The sequence below is a fragment of the Hymenobacter segetis genome (genome assembly GCF_038448715.1).
Classification (GTDB): domain Bacteria; phylum Bacteroidota; class Bacteroidia; order Cytophagales; family Hymenobacteraceae; genus Hymenobacter; species Hymenobacter segetis.
Genome location: NZ_JBCEVZ010000017.1, coordinates 21,970 through 34,732 on the forward strand (window position 1 = coordinate 21,970; position 12,763 = coordinate 34,732).

The following is a 12,763-nucleotide window of genomic DNA, read 5'->3' on the forward strand; positions in this document are numbered from 1 at the left end:
GACAACAGATTCCACCCAACGATATTGTTATACCGTTGCGCTACCGCAGTTTTCCGCTATTGATTTTCGCTTTGGGGCACCAGCACGAATACGTCCTCACCGGGGCGTTTCATCAGATATTTTTCCCGCGCAAATTTTTCCAGCAATGCTGGCGAGCTCATTAGTTCGGCCCGGTCTTTTTTTACCACCTCAATATTGTCGAGGTAATATTGCTTCTCATTGCGCAGTTCTTTCCACTTCTGGTAGATATCGAACTGTTTGCCCACATCGTTGGCATCGAACACCAGCATCCAGACTAAAAAGCCCACGCCGGTCAAAAAATAGAAGCTGCGCACCACCCGAAGTATCGGGCTAATGAAGAAAGGTAGATTCATCGATATAAAGGTAATACAAACGGCCAATTCCGCGAATGCGAAATTGGCCGTTTGTGCTCTTAATCACTGAAATAATTACATCTTCTTACCGGGGAAGTACGCCACCTCGCCTAACTCCTCCTCAATGCGGAGCAACTGGTTGTACTTAGCCATCCGGTCTGAGCGCGAAGCCGAGCCCGTCTTAATCTGGCCGGTATTCAGCGCCACGGCCAAATCAGCAATCGTGCTGTCCTCCGTCTCACCCGAGCGGTGGCTCATGATGGACTTGTAGCCATTACGACGGCCCAGGTTCACAGCCGCAATCGTCTCGGTCAAAGTGCCAATCTGGTTCACTTTGATGAGGATGGCGTTGGCGATGTTCTCGTCAATGCCACGCTGCAAACGGTCCACGTTGGTCACGAACAAATCGTCGCCCACCAGCTGGGTCTGCTTGCCCACGCGCTCCGTCAGCGACTTCCAGCCGCTCCAGTCATCCTCGTCCATGCCATCCTCCAGGCTGATGATGGGGTATTTCTTCACCCAATCAGCCCAGTAGTCCACCATCTGGCTCGAAGTCAGCTTGTCACCGGTGCTCTTCTTGAAGTGGTACACGCCATCCTCGTAGAACTCCGACACGGCCGCATCCATCGCAATGAACACGTCCTCGCCGGGGCGGTAGCCAGCCGTTTCAATGGCCTGCAACACGATTTTGATAGCGTCCTCGTTCGACTTAATGTTCGGCGCAAAGCCGCCTTCATCGCCCACGTTGGTGCTAAAGCCCTGCTTTTTCAGCACCGCCTTCAGGTTGTGAAAAATCTCCGTACCCCAACGCAACGCTTCCGAAAAAGACGAAGCGCCGGTCGGCATAATCATGAATTCCTGGAAGTCAATCGAGTTGTCGGCGTGCGAGCCACCGTTCAGGATGTTCATCATCGGCACCGGCAAGGTCGAAGCCCCTACCCCACCAATGTAGCGGTAAAGCGGCATGCCCGCATCCTGCGCCGCAGCGCGGGCAGCCGCCAAGCTCACGCCCAGAATCGCGTTAGCACCCAGATTGGCTTTGTTCGGAGTGCCGTCCAGCTCAATCATGATTTTGTCGAGCAGCGCCTGCTCGTACACCGAGAAGCCAACCAATTCCTCCGCAATGCGCGAATTGACGTTCTCCACCGCCTTCAGCACACCCTTACCCATAAACTGACTGGCGTCGTCGTCGCGAAGCTCAACAGCCTCGTGTTTGCCTGTGCTGGCACCCGAAGGAACGGCCGCCCGGCCCACTACACCGGAGTCAAGCGTAACGTCTACTTCTACCGTCGGATTACCGCGGGAATCAAAAATCTGGCGAGCGTGAATTTGCGAGATGAAGCTCATAGCAAGTCGTTTTGTAAACAGTTAAATACGCTGCAAACGTACGCGAATCAGCCGGCATAAGCACGATTCGTACATTAAAAGAACGTTTTGGAGCGGCTTCAATGGCAGTATGCATAGCCTGCGCTAACGATTGAATCTGCCCTAGCAAGGAGTATGGTTTGCTGTTGCCGCCCAGAAATTTTCGCACAAAAAAGAGGGACACACCTCACGGCATGTCCCTCTTCAGGTCTTAGTAACTTGCGTTACTTAAGCAGCAGTTTCGTCAGCTTTGGTTTCAGCAGCCGGAGCAGCTTCTTCCGTGGCAGCAGGAGCAGCAGCTTCAGCTTTCACTTCGGTAGCCGAAGTGGTAGCGTCATCGCCAGCAGCCTTCTTACCACCACGACGCGAACGACGGGTAGTAGCAGCAGCCTTCTCGGTAGCAGCCTGCTTCGACTCAATCAGGGTCTCGTTGAAGTCAACCAGCTCGATGATGCACATCTCAGCGTTGTCACCCAGACGGGTATCGCTCAGCTTCAGGATGCGAGTGTAGCCACCGGGACGGGTTGCAATTTTGCTCGAAATGTTCCCGAACAATTCTTTAATCGACTCCTTGTCCTGCAAAGCAGCGAAAACCATACGACGCGAGTGCGTGGTATCGTCTTTCGACTTAGTCAGCAGGGGCTCGATGTACTTACGCAGGGCCTTAGCCTTAGCCACCGTGGTGGTGATGCGCTTGTAGAGGATGAGCGAAGACGACATGTTCGACAACATGGCGTGGCGGTGGGCGGTAGTCCGGCCCAGGTGGTTGATTTTTCTTCCGTGACGCATCGGTCGTTTGAAAAAGTGTGTGCTTGCGGGCGGCGACCACGGCGGGCCTCTAAGGCCTCATTAGAACCGCTGCCCCTGGGGCACACTGGTGAAATAGTAAATGGATAAAAAAGAAGATGTGCTAACCCGCCGGACAAGTCCAGCCAATCAGCACATCGTTAATATGTATTCTAGTCTTCGTCCAGGCGATACTTGCCCAGGTCCATCCCAAACTCCAAACCACGCTCTTCAACGAGGTTTTCCAGCTCGGTCAGGCTCTTCTTGCCGAAGTTGCGGAACTTCATCATGTCGGCAATTTCGAGCTGCACCAATTCGCCCATCGTCTTGATGTCGGCAGCCTTGAGGCAGTTCTTAGCGCGTACGCTGAGCTCCATGTCCTCCAAGGGAGTCTTGAGCATCTTGCGCATTTGCATGGTTTCCTCATCAATCGGCTCATCTTCGGTCACGCGCGGACCTTCGAGGGTCATCGTGTTGTCCGAGAACAGCATGAAGTGCTGAATGAGGATGTTAGCCGCACCTTTCAGTGCTTCCTCCGGGTGAATCGAACCGTCGGTCTGAATCTCGATAACGAGCTTCTCATAGTCCGTCTTCTGCTCCACGCGGGTGTTCTCGATGCTGTACTTCACGTTCTTGATGGGCGTGTAGATAGCGTCGATGGCAATCTGACCGAAAACCTGGTCAGCCGGCTTGTTCTCGTCGGCGGGCACATAGCCACGGCCACGGGCAATCGTCAACTCAAACTCCAACTCGGTGCTGGGGTCCAAATGAGCGATAACGTGGTCGGGGTTCAGCACTTCGAAGCCGCTGGCGAACTTGGCAATATCAGCGCCCGAGAAGGTATCCTGGCCTTTCACGCGCACCGTAATTTTATCCGAGATGGCGTCGCTCACCTTCTTGAAGCGAACCATTTTCAGGTTCAGGATGATTTCGGACATGTCCTCAATCACCCCTTCGATGGTCGAAAACTCGTGCAATACGCTGCTAGTGCGTACCGACGTGATGGCGAAACCCTCCAGCGACGACAACAGAATGCGACGCAGCGCATTGCCGATGGTGACGCCGTAGCCCTTCTCGAGCGGCTTAAATTCAAACGTCCCGGTGAAGTCGTCGGATTTCTCCATCACCACTTTCTCCGGCATCTGAAAAGCTAAGATTGACATATGTGGGGCGTAAAAAATGTAAAAAATGGGGGTGAAGTATACGCACAAGAGCGGCCCGACAAATTGCCGGGCCGCTACCAGTAGCGCTATTTACTTCGAATACAGTTCGACGATGAGCTGCTCGGTGATTTTCTCCGGAATCAGCTCACGGGCGGGGGCGTTGATGAACTTGCCAGCCAACTCCTTGCCGTCCCACTCCAGCCACGAGAACTGGCGCGAGTTGCGAACCGACAGGCTCGTGGTGATGGCTTCCAGTGACTTCGACTTCTCACGCACGGCCACAATGTCGCCGGGACGGAGGTGGTACGAAGGGATGTTCACCACTTCACCGTTCACGGTGATGTGCTTGTGACCAACGAGCTGGCGGGCAGCGCGACGCGTCGAGGCAATGCCCAAACGGTACACGGCGTTGTCCAGACGGGCTTCCAGCAGGGCGAGCAGGTTGTCGCCGGTGATGCCGGGGAGGGCTGCTGCTTTGTGGAACAGGTTTTCGAATTGCTTCTCCAACATGCCGTACATGTACTTCACCTTCTGCTTCTCCATCAGCTGGACAGCGTACTCCGACTGCTTCTTGCGACGGCCACGGCCGTGCTGGCCCGGAGGATAGGCTTTCTTGTTGAGCGCTTTGCTCGGGCCGAAAATCGGCTCGTTGAAGCGACGGGCAATTTTTGAGGTAGGGCCGGTATAACGTGCCATTGTAATCTAATTTCTGAAGTGGAAAACTAAACGCGACGACGCTTGGGGGGGCGGCAGCCGTTGTGCGGCAGCGGCGTTACGTCGCGGATGGTGGTCACCTCAATGCCCACGTTGCCGAGGGCGCGGATGGCCGACTCACGGCCCGAGCCTGGACCTTTTACGAACACTTCGGCTTTGCGCATGCCCAGGTCGTGGGCCACTTTGCCGCAGTCGCTCATCGCCATTTGAGCGGCGTAGGGCGTGTTTTTCTTCGAACCGCGGAAGCCCATTTTGCCGGCCGAAGCCCACGAAATAACTTGACCGTTGTTGTTGGTGATGGAGATGATGATGTTGTTGAACGAGGCACGGATGTGTACCTGGCCCACCTGCTCCACCACGACAACGCGCTTCTTGGCTTTGTCTTTTCTTTTTTGTGCCATTTGGTTATCGCAAAAAATGCGGGAGGTGTTAGGGTCAGTAGTAAGTAGCTAGTAGTAAGTAGTAAGATTGGTTTGGAACGCATTCGCGCAGCCATCTTCGTCTTACTACTTGCTACTTGATACTTACTACTAATTCCTGATTCCCGGTTATGAATTATTTGGTTGCCTTCTTCTTGCCGGCCACCGTTTTGCGCTTGCCCTTGCGGGTACGCGAGTTGTTCTTGGTGCGCTGACCACGAACCGGCAGACCTTTGCGGTGACGCAGACCACGGTAGCAGCCGATGTCCATCAAACGCTTGATGTTCGTCGTTACTTCCGAGCGCAGCACGCCCTCAGTCTTGTGCTCGGCGGCAATGATGGCGCGGACGGCACCCGACTCCTCGTCGGTCCAGTCCTTCACCTTCTTGTTGACGTCGACGCCAGCTTTTACCAGAATCTTGCTGGCGTTGCTCCGGCCAATGCCGAAAATATAAGTCAGCGAAATTTCGCCGCGCTTGTTGTCCGGGATATCAACCCCTGCGATACGAGCCATTGTGTGTGGTTATGTGTTTGCGGACAGAAACCCGGCAACTACTTGGAAGGCGGGCCGAAGGCTAACAACCAACGACCCAGTACCCAAGGTTCCGGGGTTCTAAAAATTGAATTAACCCTGACGCTGCTTGAAGCGTGGGTTTTTCTTGTTGATGACGTAGAGCTTGCCATTACGGCGGACCAGTTTGCAGTCCACGCTACGCTTTTTCACCGAGGTTTTTACTTTCATGACCTGTGAAGGGAAACGGGTTTATTTATAACGATACTTAATCCGGCCCTTCGACAAGTCGTAGGGCGACATTTCCAGTTTCACCTTGTCGCCGGGCAGAATCTTGATGTAGTGCATCCGCATCTTGCCCGAAATGTGGGCAATCAGCTGGTGACCGTTCTCCAATTCCACGCGGAACATGGCGTTAGAAAGGGCTTCCAGGATGGTTCCGTCCTGCTCAATCGAGGCTTGTTTTGCCATAAGGGCTACTGCTGCAATGCTTTTTCGATGTATTCAAAGGAGGTGAGAATCTCCGCCTTTTCTTTTCTAACTACTACGGTGTGCTCGAAGTGCGCCGAGGGCTTGCGGTCTCGGGTGCGGATAGTCCAGCCATCCGCCTCCTGCACCACGTCCTTCTTACCCAGGTTCACCATCGGCTCAATGGCGATGACCAAACCCGTTTGCAAGAGCGGCCCGGAACCCCGTTTGCCGTAGTTCGGCACATCGGGACTCTCGTGCAGCTTCGCGCCAACTCCGTGACCGACCAACTCGCGCACCACCCCATAGCCCAAGGGACTTACATGGTTCTGGATAGCGTAGCTGATATCACCCACGCGGTTGCCGCTCACGGCTTGTTCGATGCCTTTGTACAGCGATGCTTTCGTTTCCTTGAGCAGCGTGAGTACTTCCGGCGCCACCTCCCCGATTGGGTAAGTGTAAGCACTATCTGAATGAAAGCCATTCAGGAAAACCCCGCAGTCCACCGATAGCACGTCGCCACTTTTCAGCGGCTCGTCGGTGGCAAACCCGTGCACCACCACCGAGTTCGGCGAGAGGCACAGGCTGTAGGGAAACTTATTGTAGCCTTTGAAGGACGGTACCCCACCGTTGTCCCGGATGAATTCTTCTGCGCGCTTATCAAGCTGCCGCGTCGTCACTCCTTCCTTAATCATGCTCGCGACTTCGCCGTGAGCCTTAGCCAGCACTAGCGCACTGGCCCGGATGAGGTCAATCTCTTCTTCGGTCTTGTATTGAATCGGACCTTTTGCCATTGCTACTTACGAGGCTATCGAAATGGGCTGGGCCGTGCGACCGCGCAGTTTGCCCGATTTCATCATGCCGTCGTAGTGCTGCATCAGCAAGTAGCTCTGCACCTGGTTCACCGTGTCGAGTACCACACCCACCATGATGATGAGCGACGTACCGCCATAGAAAGCCGAGAACGGACGAGTTACGCCAAGCAACAGGGCGATGGCCGGGAAAATGGCAATCAGCGCCAGCGCTACAGCACCCGGCAGCGTTACACGCGTCAGGATTTCATCGATGTACTCCGAGGTCTCACGGCCTGGCTTCACACCGGGTACGAAACCACCGCTCCGCTTCAGGTCATCGGCAATTTGGTTAGGATTGACGCTGATGGCCGTGTAGAAGTAGGTGAAGATGATAATCAGCAGGCCGAAGGTCAGGTTGTACTGCCACGAAGTGTAGTCCGAGAACTTCACGCCGATGTAGCTGGCGGTATCACTCTGGTTCTGCCATACCGACGCCACAATGGCGGGCACGAACATCAGCGACTGCGCGAAAATGATGGGCATTACGCCGGCCGCATTCACCTTGAGGGGAATGAACTGACGTTGCGCATCAAGCTGCGTGGTGCCGCCTACCTGCTTAGCGTACTGCACCGCGATGCGGCGAACAGCTTGCGTGAGCACGATAACCGCCATTACCACTAGGAACAGCACCACCATTTCCAGCAGGAAAATCAGGGACTTGTTCACGCCTTTAGCAGCGGCTTCACCGATGATGGCACCGGGGAGACGCGATACGATGCCAATCATGATAATCATGGAGATACCGTTGCCGATGCCTTTGTCCGTGATTTTCTCGCCCAGCCACATGCAGAACAACGTGCCGGCCGTGATGATAATCATGGTCGAAACGGTGAAGAATGTGCCGGGGTTGATGATGGCCTCAGCGTTAATCGTGGCGATAAAGCCAACCGATTGGGCCAATACAATCGGAATCGTAAGAATCCGGGTGTACTGGTTGATTTTCTTACGTCCCGACTCGCCTTCCTTCTGGAGCTTCTGAAAGTAAGGCACAGCAATCGTGAGCAGCTGCAACACGATAGACGCCGAGATATACGGCATGATGCCCAGTGCGAAAATCGACGCGTGGCTGAATGCGCCGCCGAGCAGCGTATCCAGAATGCCAAACAGACCCTGGGCACCCGTCTTGAGTTGGGTGGGGTCCACGCCCGGCAGCACCACGTACACGCCGAGGCGATAGATGGCAATGAAGAAAAGCGTATTGAGGATTCGCGTACGCAAATCCTCAATCGCAAAAATGTTTTTTATCGACTCGATAAACTTATTCATTGCCGAAGGTAGCTTTTAGAGCGTTACCGCTTTGCCGCCAGCTTTCTCGATGGCTTCAACAGCCGACTTCGAGAATGCGTGAGCATGAACTTCTACTGCCGTGGCGATTTCGCCGCGACCGAGGATTTTGATTTTAGCGTTCTTGGAAACCAGGCCGTTAGCCACGAAGTAGGCAGCATCCATCGTAGTGGCGCTGTTTTTTTCGAGGAGGGTAGCGAGCGCATCGAGGTTGATGGCTTTATACTCTACACGGTTGATGTTCGTGAAGCCGAACTTAGGCACACGACGCTGGAGGGGCATTTGGCCACCTTCAAAGCCGGACTTGCGCTTGTAGCCCGAACGCGACTTGGCGCCTTTGTGACCACGGGTCGACGTGCCACCGCGCGTGGAGCCTTCGCCCCGGCCAATCCGCTTCTCGTTTTTAGTCGAGCCGTAGGCGGGCGATAAATTGCTGAGATTGAGCATGACGATACTAGTCTTACAGTTCGGTTACTAGGAGCAGGTGCTGCACGCTTTTAACCATGCCCATAACGGACGGGTTCACTTCGTGGGTAGCAGTGCTGTTGAGTTTGTTCAGGCCGAGGGACTGAACGGTGCGCTTCTGACGCTCGGGGCGGTCAATGGCGCTGCGCACGAGCTTTACTTGAATTTGTGCCATGTCAATTAACCGTTAAAAACGCGGGCCAAAGAAATACCACGGGCTTGAGCGATTTGCAACGGGTCGCGCATTTTGGCGAGGGCTGCAAACGTAGCTTTAACCACGTTGTGAGGGTTCGACGAGCCTTTCGACTTCGCCAGCACATCCTTGATACCGGCGCTCTCGAATACGGCGCGCATTGCACCGCCGGCGATTACACCCGTACCAGCCGCTGCGGGCTGGATGAGCACGAAACCACCGCCGTAGCGGCCTTCCATGAGGTGAGGAACGGTGTGCTTGTACATCGGCACTTTCACCACGTTCTTCTTGGCGTCGTCAATGCCTTTGGCAATGGCGTCGGTTACTTCGTTGGCTTTGCCGAGGCCGTAGCCTACGTTGCCGTTGCCGTCGCCTACTACCACGATGGCAGAGAAGCTAAAGCGGCGACCGCCTTTCACCACCTTCGCTACGCGGTTGATGGCTACTACTTTTTCTTTGAAGTCGGAGTCAGCACCCATGCGGGAGTTGTCCTTGTTCCGGTCGCGGTCGTTGCTGCGCTGACGGTCTCCGCCAGGACGATTGTTGTCGCGTTCTTGCGCCATGATAGTTTAGAAATTGAGGCCGCCTTCGCGAGCACCTTCAGCCAATGATTTTACGCGACCGTGGTAGAGGTAGCCCGAGCGGTCGAACACCACTTTCGTGATGCCTTTCTCCAGGGCAACGGCGGCTACCTGACGGCCTACGGCGGCGGCCAAAGCCACGCCATTGCCACCCTCGGCCGTTACTTTTTTCGACGTGGCAGCAGCCAGCGTGCGGCCGGTCGTGTCGTCGATAATTTGAGCGTAAATGCCCGTATTGCTACGGAACACCGACAGCCGGGGCCGCTCGGAGGTGCCAGCCACCTTGGTACGGATGATGCGCTGAATCCGCTTGCGGCGAGTTGCTTTATCAAAAGCCATAATGCGAATTTATTTAGAGGCCGTTTTACCAGCTTTGCGACGGATGATTTCGCCCACGAAACGCACGCCTTTGCCTTTGTAAGGCTCGACTTTACGCAAGGAACGAATTTTGGCGGCCACTTGGCCCAGCAACTGATTGTCGATGCTGTTGAGCGTGACAATCGGGTTTTTGCCTTTGTCGGTAACAGCGGTAGCCGTTACTTCACCCGGCAGGGCGATGTACACGTTGTGCGAGTAGCCTAGGGCCAGCTCCAGCGTGCTGCCTACCAGCGAGGCTTTGTAACCTACACCTACCAGCTCCAACTTCTTCTCGAAGCCTTTGCTTACGCCTTCCACCATGTTGTTGATGAGTGAGCGGTAGAGGCCGTGCATGGCCTTGTGGCGCTTCTGCTCGGTGGGACGGGTTACCGTGAGGGTGCCGTCTTCGATGGCTACGGTGATATCGCGGTCTACTTGCGTAGTGAGCGTGCCTTTAGGGCCTTTCACCGTCACCGCGTTGTCTTTGTCGACCGAAATAGCGACCCCGGCGGGGACGGAAATCGGCAGTTTACCAATACGTGACATAATTGAATTTGCTAAAGCGGTTCCGGACTAGTACACGTAGCACAGCACCTCGCCGCCCACGTTCTCGGTTTTGCACTCTTTCTCCGTCATCACGCCTTTCGAGGTCGAGATGATGGCGACACCCAGGCCGCTGAGGACGCGGGGCAGGTTGTCGGCGGCCACGTACTGACGCAAGCCGGGCGTCGAAACGCGCTGCAGCTTGGTGATGGCGGGCGCCTTCGTGGTCGGGTTGTACTTCAGAGCAATTTTGATGGTGCCCTGAACCGACGAATCATCAAAACGGTACGACTGGATGTACCCTTTGTGGTACAGCACTTTCGTGATTTCCTTTTTGATGTTGCTGGCCGGGATTTCTACCACCCGGTGGTTCGCCTTGATGGCGTTGCGTACCCGGGTCAGGTAGTCGGCAATGGGGTCAGTGTTCATTATTTATTAAATACGTCCGCTTTTTTCGGAGCGCAAAGATAAGAAAATTTCGCCGGGTGCCCAACGGGACCAACGAAATTTCGGTTAAGACTACTTGGCATGTCCGGCGACGGCACAGCCAATGGTTTCTTTTGGCAACCTGCCAAAGGTTTTTGAGGCAAGCCTCGGGGTTTTGGGAGTGCAAAGGTAGCAGGCTTACAGGGCTTTTGCAAGTGGGCTGCGGAAATTCCCATTACAGTATCGACTGTCGGCGCTTATCTGCCCTTCACACCGGGGTATAGCTCGGGCACCGGGTCGCTTTGCACAAACTCTTTGGTGCGCACATTCAGCATACTCAGACGGCCATTATAGCCTGCACCCTGGTCGAGGTTCCAGACATTGTGGGTATGGCAGGGGACTTCCTTGTAGGACCAGGTGGACGTGTGCCCGATAAAGCATTCGTGGTAGCCCGTGGCAGTTTGGTTGCCACTCCAGAGGTCGCGGTTCCAAATCAGGTCATAGGGGTCCTGCTCGGCGATGGGGCGGGTAGGGTCGTAGCCGCCGTGCATGTAGAGGTTGTTGGCTTCGTCCTCGAAGTAGGGAAGCTGCTCACAGAAAAATGATTCAAAGTGCTGGTACCGCCCCGACCGTGATAAGTACTGGTAGGCATCGAAAGTGGCTTTTCCGCCTTGTCGATACCAGCTTTGGCTCACGTCTTCCAATGGGAGTTGGGTGGCCAGCCATTCGGAGGCCCACCAGTCGTGGTTGCCTTGTAGCCAGATGCTGTTGGGGATGCTGAGCAGGCGCTCGACGCAGGCGGGGGTTTCGGGCCAGCCGTCGGCCACGTCGCCGAGCTGGATGAGACGGTCGATGCCGGGGCGGAAGGGGCTGCGCTCCAGTACCTGGTCGAGGGCACGTGCAGCGCCGTGGATATCACCGATAACGTAGGTTTCCATGCTCGTGGGATTGTTGATGCTTTCGCTATGGAATACGGACAGCTTAAAAATAGGCGCGGCTTGCGTTTCAAATGAAACTGTTTGAAAACAGAAACAGGGTCGCACCGATGAACGGGCAACCCTGTTTCTGTTTTAGCTAACTGGCTACGGCAGTTTAACTAATGGAGCGGAACAAGCGGCTCCACCGGATTTTGTGCAGGAAGTCGGCGTTGGGGTCGAGGGAAAGCCAGACTAATATGGCCTTGCCCACAATGTGGTCTTCGGGTACGAAGCCCCAGAAGCGGGAGTCTTCGGAGTTGTGGCGGTTGTCGCCCATCATGAAGTAGTAGTTCTGCTTGATGGTGTAGTGCGTCAGCGGCTGGCCGTTTTGCTGAATCATGCCGTCCTTCCAGCTGATGCCTTGGTTGTGCTCGTATTGCGACACGATTTTGTAGTAGACTGCCGCATTGGCTGGCGTCAGAGTAATATTCTGTCCCTTCTTCGGCACGGGCAATGGGCCGTAGCTGTCGAGTTGCCAATGGTTGGGCGCGACACTGGCAGCGGTTGAGACATCAAAATCGGCCGCATCGGGGAATAGCTGGACCTCGTAGGGCAGCACGGTCAGGGCTTTCACGTAGGGCTGCTGCCGGAAGTAGCTGGCCACCGCAGCAGGGCAGCTGATGACGAAGCCCGACTGCCCGGTAGTTGGGTCGGCCACGACCTGGGGAATACCATCGGGCTCGCGGTAATCGACCACGCCGTGCTCGCGCAGGGCTTGGCGGATTTCATCGTTGGGCGCGGGCACGGCCATGAAGTAGGTGGTTTGGGGCTGGCCGGCTACCGCGCCCGGCTGGCCATTGAGGAACACCTGGCCGTTGCGTATTTCCAGGGTGTCGCCGGCTACTGCGATGCAGCGCTTGATGAGGTTGGTGCGCAGGTCGGCGGGTCGTTGCGGCTCGTGCGGCACATGAAAGACCACGATATCGTTGCGCTGCACCGAGCTGAACCCCGGGAAGCGGTAGGTGGGCAGCTGAATGAGGTCGCAATAGCTTGGCGGCCCTTTCTCCCAGAGAGTTTGGTGCGTGAGGGGCACCTGTAAGGGCGTTTGGGGCGTGATGGGGCCGTAGTGCAGCTTGCTCACGAACAGGTAATCGCCCACCAGCAGGGTGCCCTCCATGCTTTCCGAAGGGATGGTGTAGGCCTCCACCGCCGACCAGCGGAGCAGCGTGGCCGCCACAATCGCAAAAATCAGCGAGTCGGCCCACTCCCGGGTTTTGGTTTTGGGCGGCTTGGGCGCGGGGCAGGGAGTGGTGCGTTTGGTTTGGAAGAAGGGTATCCGCATG

Annotated in this window: 19 protein-coding genes; all 19 read right to left on the reverse strand. The window is 55.6% G+C overall.

All coding sequences use genetic code 11. The annotated features are described in order from the left end of the window. Positions 1-56 precede the first annotated feature (56 nt). A complete protein-coding gene (locus AAFH49_RS09055; RefSeq protein ID WP_342297484.1) occupies positions 57-374 on the reverse strand; it encodes an FtsB family cell division protein in 318 nt (105 codons plus the stop codon). 75 nt (positions 375-449) lie between these two features. Continuing rightward, positions 450-1,721: a phosphopyruvate hydratase gene (gene eno / locus AAFH49_RS09060; RefSeq protein WP_342297487.1), complete on the reverse strand. Its 1,272-nt coding sequence runs from the start codon at positions 1,719-1,721 to the stop codon at positions 450-452. A 246-nt stretch (positions 1,722-1,967) separates the two neighbouring features. After that, complete coding sequence (gene rplQ, locus AAFH49_RS09065) at positions 1,968-2,528, reverse strand: 50S ribosomal protein L17 (RefSeq protein WP_342297489.1); 561 nt, start codon at positions 2,526-2,528, stop codon at positions 1,968-1,970. Positions 2,529-2,698: 170 nt separating this feature from the next. Beyond that, complete coding sequence (locus AAFH49_RS09070; RefSeq protein ID WP_342297490.1) at positions 2,699-3,688, reverse strand: DNA-directed RNA polymerase subunit alpha; 990 nt, start codon at positions 3,686-3,688, stop codon at positions 2,699-2,701. Between the two features lie 90 nt (positions 3,689-3,778). Continuing rightward, positions 3,779-4,384, reverse strand: a complete 606-nt coding sequence (gene rpsD, locus AAFH49_RS09075; RefSeq protein WP_210521201.1) for a 30S ribosomal protein S4 — start codon at positions 4,382-4,384, stop codon at positions 3,779-3,781. A gap of 26 nt (positions 4,385-4,410) precedes the next feature. Further along, positions 4,411-4,803, reverse strand: coding sequence for a 30S ribosomal protein S11 (gene rpsK, locus AAFH49_RS09080; RefSeq protein WP_035567868.1), 393 nt, complete (start codon positions 4,801-4,803; stop codon positions 4,411-4,413). 154 nt (positions 4,804-4,957) lie between these two features. Further along, the gene (gene rpsM / locus AAFH49_RS09085; RefSeq protein ID WP_196291020.1) at positions 4,958-5,335 is read right to left on the reverse strand and encodes a 30S ribosomal protein S13; all 378 of its coding nucleotides are present in this window, start codon (positions 5,333-5,335) and stop codon (positions 4,958-4,960) included. Positions 5,336-5,446: 111 nt separating this feature from the next. Beyond that, positions 5,447-5,563: a 50S ribosomal protein L36 gene (gene rpmJ / locus AAFH49_RS09090; RefSeq protein WP_046246595.1), complete on the reverse strand. Its 117-nt coding sequence runs from the start codon at positions 5,561-5,563 to the stop codon at positions 5,447-5,449. A 21-nt stretch (positions 5,564-5,584) separates the two neighbouring features. After that, positions 5,585-5,803, reverse strand: a complete 219-nt coding sequence (gene infA / locus AAFH49_RS09095; protein ID WP_035567874.1) for a translation initiation factor IF-1 — start codon at positions 5,801-5,803, stop codon at positions 5,585-5,587. A 5-nt stretch (positions 5,804-5,808) separates the two neighbouring features. Continuing rightward, positions 5,809-6,594: a type I methionyl aminopeptidase gene (gene map / locus AAFH49_RS09100; protein WP_342297504.1), complete on the reverse strand. Its 786-nt coding sequence runs from the start codon at positions 6,592-6,594 to the stop codon at positions 5,809-5,811. A gap of 6 nt (positions 6,595-6,600) precedes the next feature. Then, on the reverse strand, positions 6,601-7,920 hold the full coding sequence (gene secY, locus AAFH49_RS09105) for a preprotein translocase subunit SecY (RefSeq protein WP_342297506.1): 1,320 nt from the start codon (positions 7,918-7,920) through the stop codon (positions 6,601-6,603). A 15-nt stretch (positions 7,921-7,935) separates the two neighbouring features. After that, positions 7,936-8,385, reverse strand: coding sequence for a 50S ribosomal protein L15 (gene rplO, locus AAFH49_RS09110; RefSeq protein ID WP_342297508.1), 450 nt, complete (start codon positions 8,383-8,385; stop codon positions 7,936-7,938). Positions 8,386-8,398: 13 nt separating this feature from the next. Further along, positions 8,399-8,578, reverse strand: coding sequence for a 50S ribosomal protein L30 (gene rpmD, locus AAFH49_RS09115; protein ID WP_035567880.1), 180 nt, complete (start codon positions 8,576-8,578; stop codon positions 8,399-8,401). A 5-nt stretch (positions 8,579-8,583) separates the two neighbouring features. Then, on the reverse strand, positions 8,584-9,075 hold the full coding sequence (rpsE, locus tag AAFH49_RS09120) for a 30S ribosomal protein S5 (RefSeq protein ID WP_035567955.1): 492 nt from the start codon (positions 9,073-9,075) through the stop codon (positions 8,584-8,586). Between the two features lie 90 nt (positions 9,076-9,165). Continuing rightward, complete coding sequence (gene rplR / locus AAFH49_RS09125) at positions 9,166-9,516, reverse strand: 50S ribosomal protein L18 (protein WP_342297509.1); 351 nt, start codon at positions 9,514-9,516, stop codon at positions 9,166-9,168. Between the two features lie 9 nt (positions 9,517-9,525). Continuing rightward, entirely contained in the window at positions 9,526-10,080 is a 555-nt protein-coding gene (gene rplF, locus AAFH49_RS09130) for a 50S ribosomal protein L6 (RefSeq protein ID WP_342297511.1), read from the reverse strand. Positions 10,081-10,107: 27 nt separating this feature from the next. Further along, positions 10,108-10,506, reverse strand: a complete 399-nt coding sequence (gene rpsH, locus AAFH49_RS09135; RefSeq protein WP_068191741.1) for a 30S ribosomal protein S8 — start codon at positions 10,504-10,506, stop codon at positions 10,108-10,110. A 254-nt stretch (positions 10,507-10,760) separates the two neighbouring features. Next, positions 10,761-11,441 (reverse strand): metallophosphoesterase, encoded by a 681-nt coding sequence (locus AAFH49_RS09140; RefSeq protein WP_342297514.1) that lies wholly within the window; start codon positions 11,439-11,441, stop codon positions 10,761-10,763. A gap of 154 nt (positions 11,442-11,595) precedes the next feature. Continuing rightward, on the reverse strand, positions 11,596-12,762 hold the full coding sequence (gene lepB / locus AAFH49_RS09145) for a signal peptidase I (protein ID WP_342297515.1): 1,167 nt from the start codon (positions 12,760-12,762) through the stop codon (positions 11,596-11,598). Position 12,763: the final 1 nt, after the last annotated feature.

Bases quoted from the DNA above. Each gene is read 5' to 3' on its own strand.
- rpsM (WP_196291020.1), bottom strand. From the start codon at position 5,335: ATGGCTCGTATCGCAGGGGTTGATATCCCGGACAACAAGCGCGGCGAA.
- rplQ (WP_342297489.1), bottom strand. From the start codon at position 2,528: ATGCGTCACGGAAGAAAAATCAACCACCTGGGCCGGACTACCGCCCAC.
- AAFH49_RS09070 (WP_342297490.1), bottom strand. From the start codon at position 3,688: ATGTCAATCTTAGCTTTTCAGATGCCGGAGAAAGTGGTGATGGAGAAA.
- rplF (WP_342297511.1), bottom strand. From the start codon at position 10,080: ATGTCACGTATTGGTAAACTGCCGATTTCCGTCCCCGCCGGGGTCGCT.
- secY (WP_342297506.1), bottom strand. From the start codon at position 7,920: ATGAATAAGTTTATCGAGTCGATAAAAAACATTTTTGCGATTGAGGAT.
- rpsD (WP_210521201.1), bottom strand. From the start codon at position 4,384: ATGGCACGTTATACCGGCCCTACCTCAAAAATTGCCCGTCGCTTCAAC.
- rplO (WP_342297508.1), bottom strand. From the start codon at position 8,385: ATGCTCAATCTCAGCAATTTATCGCCCGCCTACGGCTCGACTAAAAAC.
- rpsE (WP_035567955.1), bottom strand. From the start codon at position 9,075: ATGGGTGCTGACTCCGACTTCAAAGAAAAAGTAGTAGCCATCAACCGC.
- rpsK (WP_035567868.1), bottom strand. From the start codon at position 4,803: ATGGCACAAAAAAGAAAAGACAAAGCCAAGAAGCGCGTTGTCGTGGTG.
- AAFH49_RS09140 (WP_342297514.1), bottom strand. From the start codon at position 11,441: ATGGAAACCTACGTTATCGGTGATATCCACGGCGCTGCACGTGCCCTC.
- rpsH (WP_068191741.1), bottom strand. From the start codon at position 10,506: ATGAACACTGACCCCATTGCCGACTACCTGACCCGGGTACGCAACGCC.
- rplR (WP_342297509.1), bottom strand. From the start codon at position 9,516: ATGGCTTTTGATAAAGCAACTCGCCGCAAGCGGATTCAGCGCATCATC.
- lepB (WP_342297515.1), bottom strand. From the start codon at position 12,762: ATGCGGATACCCTTCTTCCAAACCAAACGCACCACTCCCTGCCCCGCG.
- rpmD (WP_035567880.1), bottom strand. From the start codon at position 8,578: ATGGCACAAATTCAAGTAAAGCTCGTGCGCAGCGCCATTGACCGCCCC.
- map (WP_342297504.1), bottom strand. From the start codon at position 6,594: ATGGCAAAAGGTCCGATTCAATACAAGACCGAAGAAGAGATTGACCTC.
- AAFH49_RS09055 (WP_342297484.1), bottom strand. From the start codon at position 374: ATGAATCTACCTTTCTTCATTAGCCCGATACTTCGGGTGGTGCGCAGC.
- rpmJ (WP_046246595.1), bottom strand. From the start codon at position 5,563: ATGAAAGTAAAAACCTCGGTGAAAAAGCGTAGCGTGGACTGCAAACTG.
- eno (WP_342297487.1), bottom strand. From the start codon at position 1,721: ATGAGCTTCATCTCGCAAATTCACGCTCGCCAGATTTTTGATTCCCGC.
- infA (WP_035567874.1), bottom strand. From the start codon at position 5,803: ATGGCAAAACAAGCCTCGATTGAGCAGGACGGAACCATCCTGGAAGCC.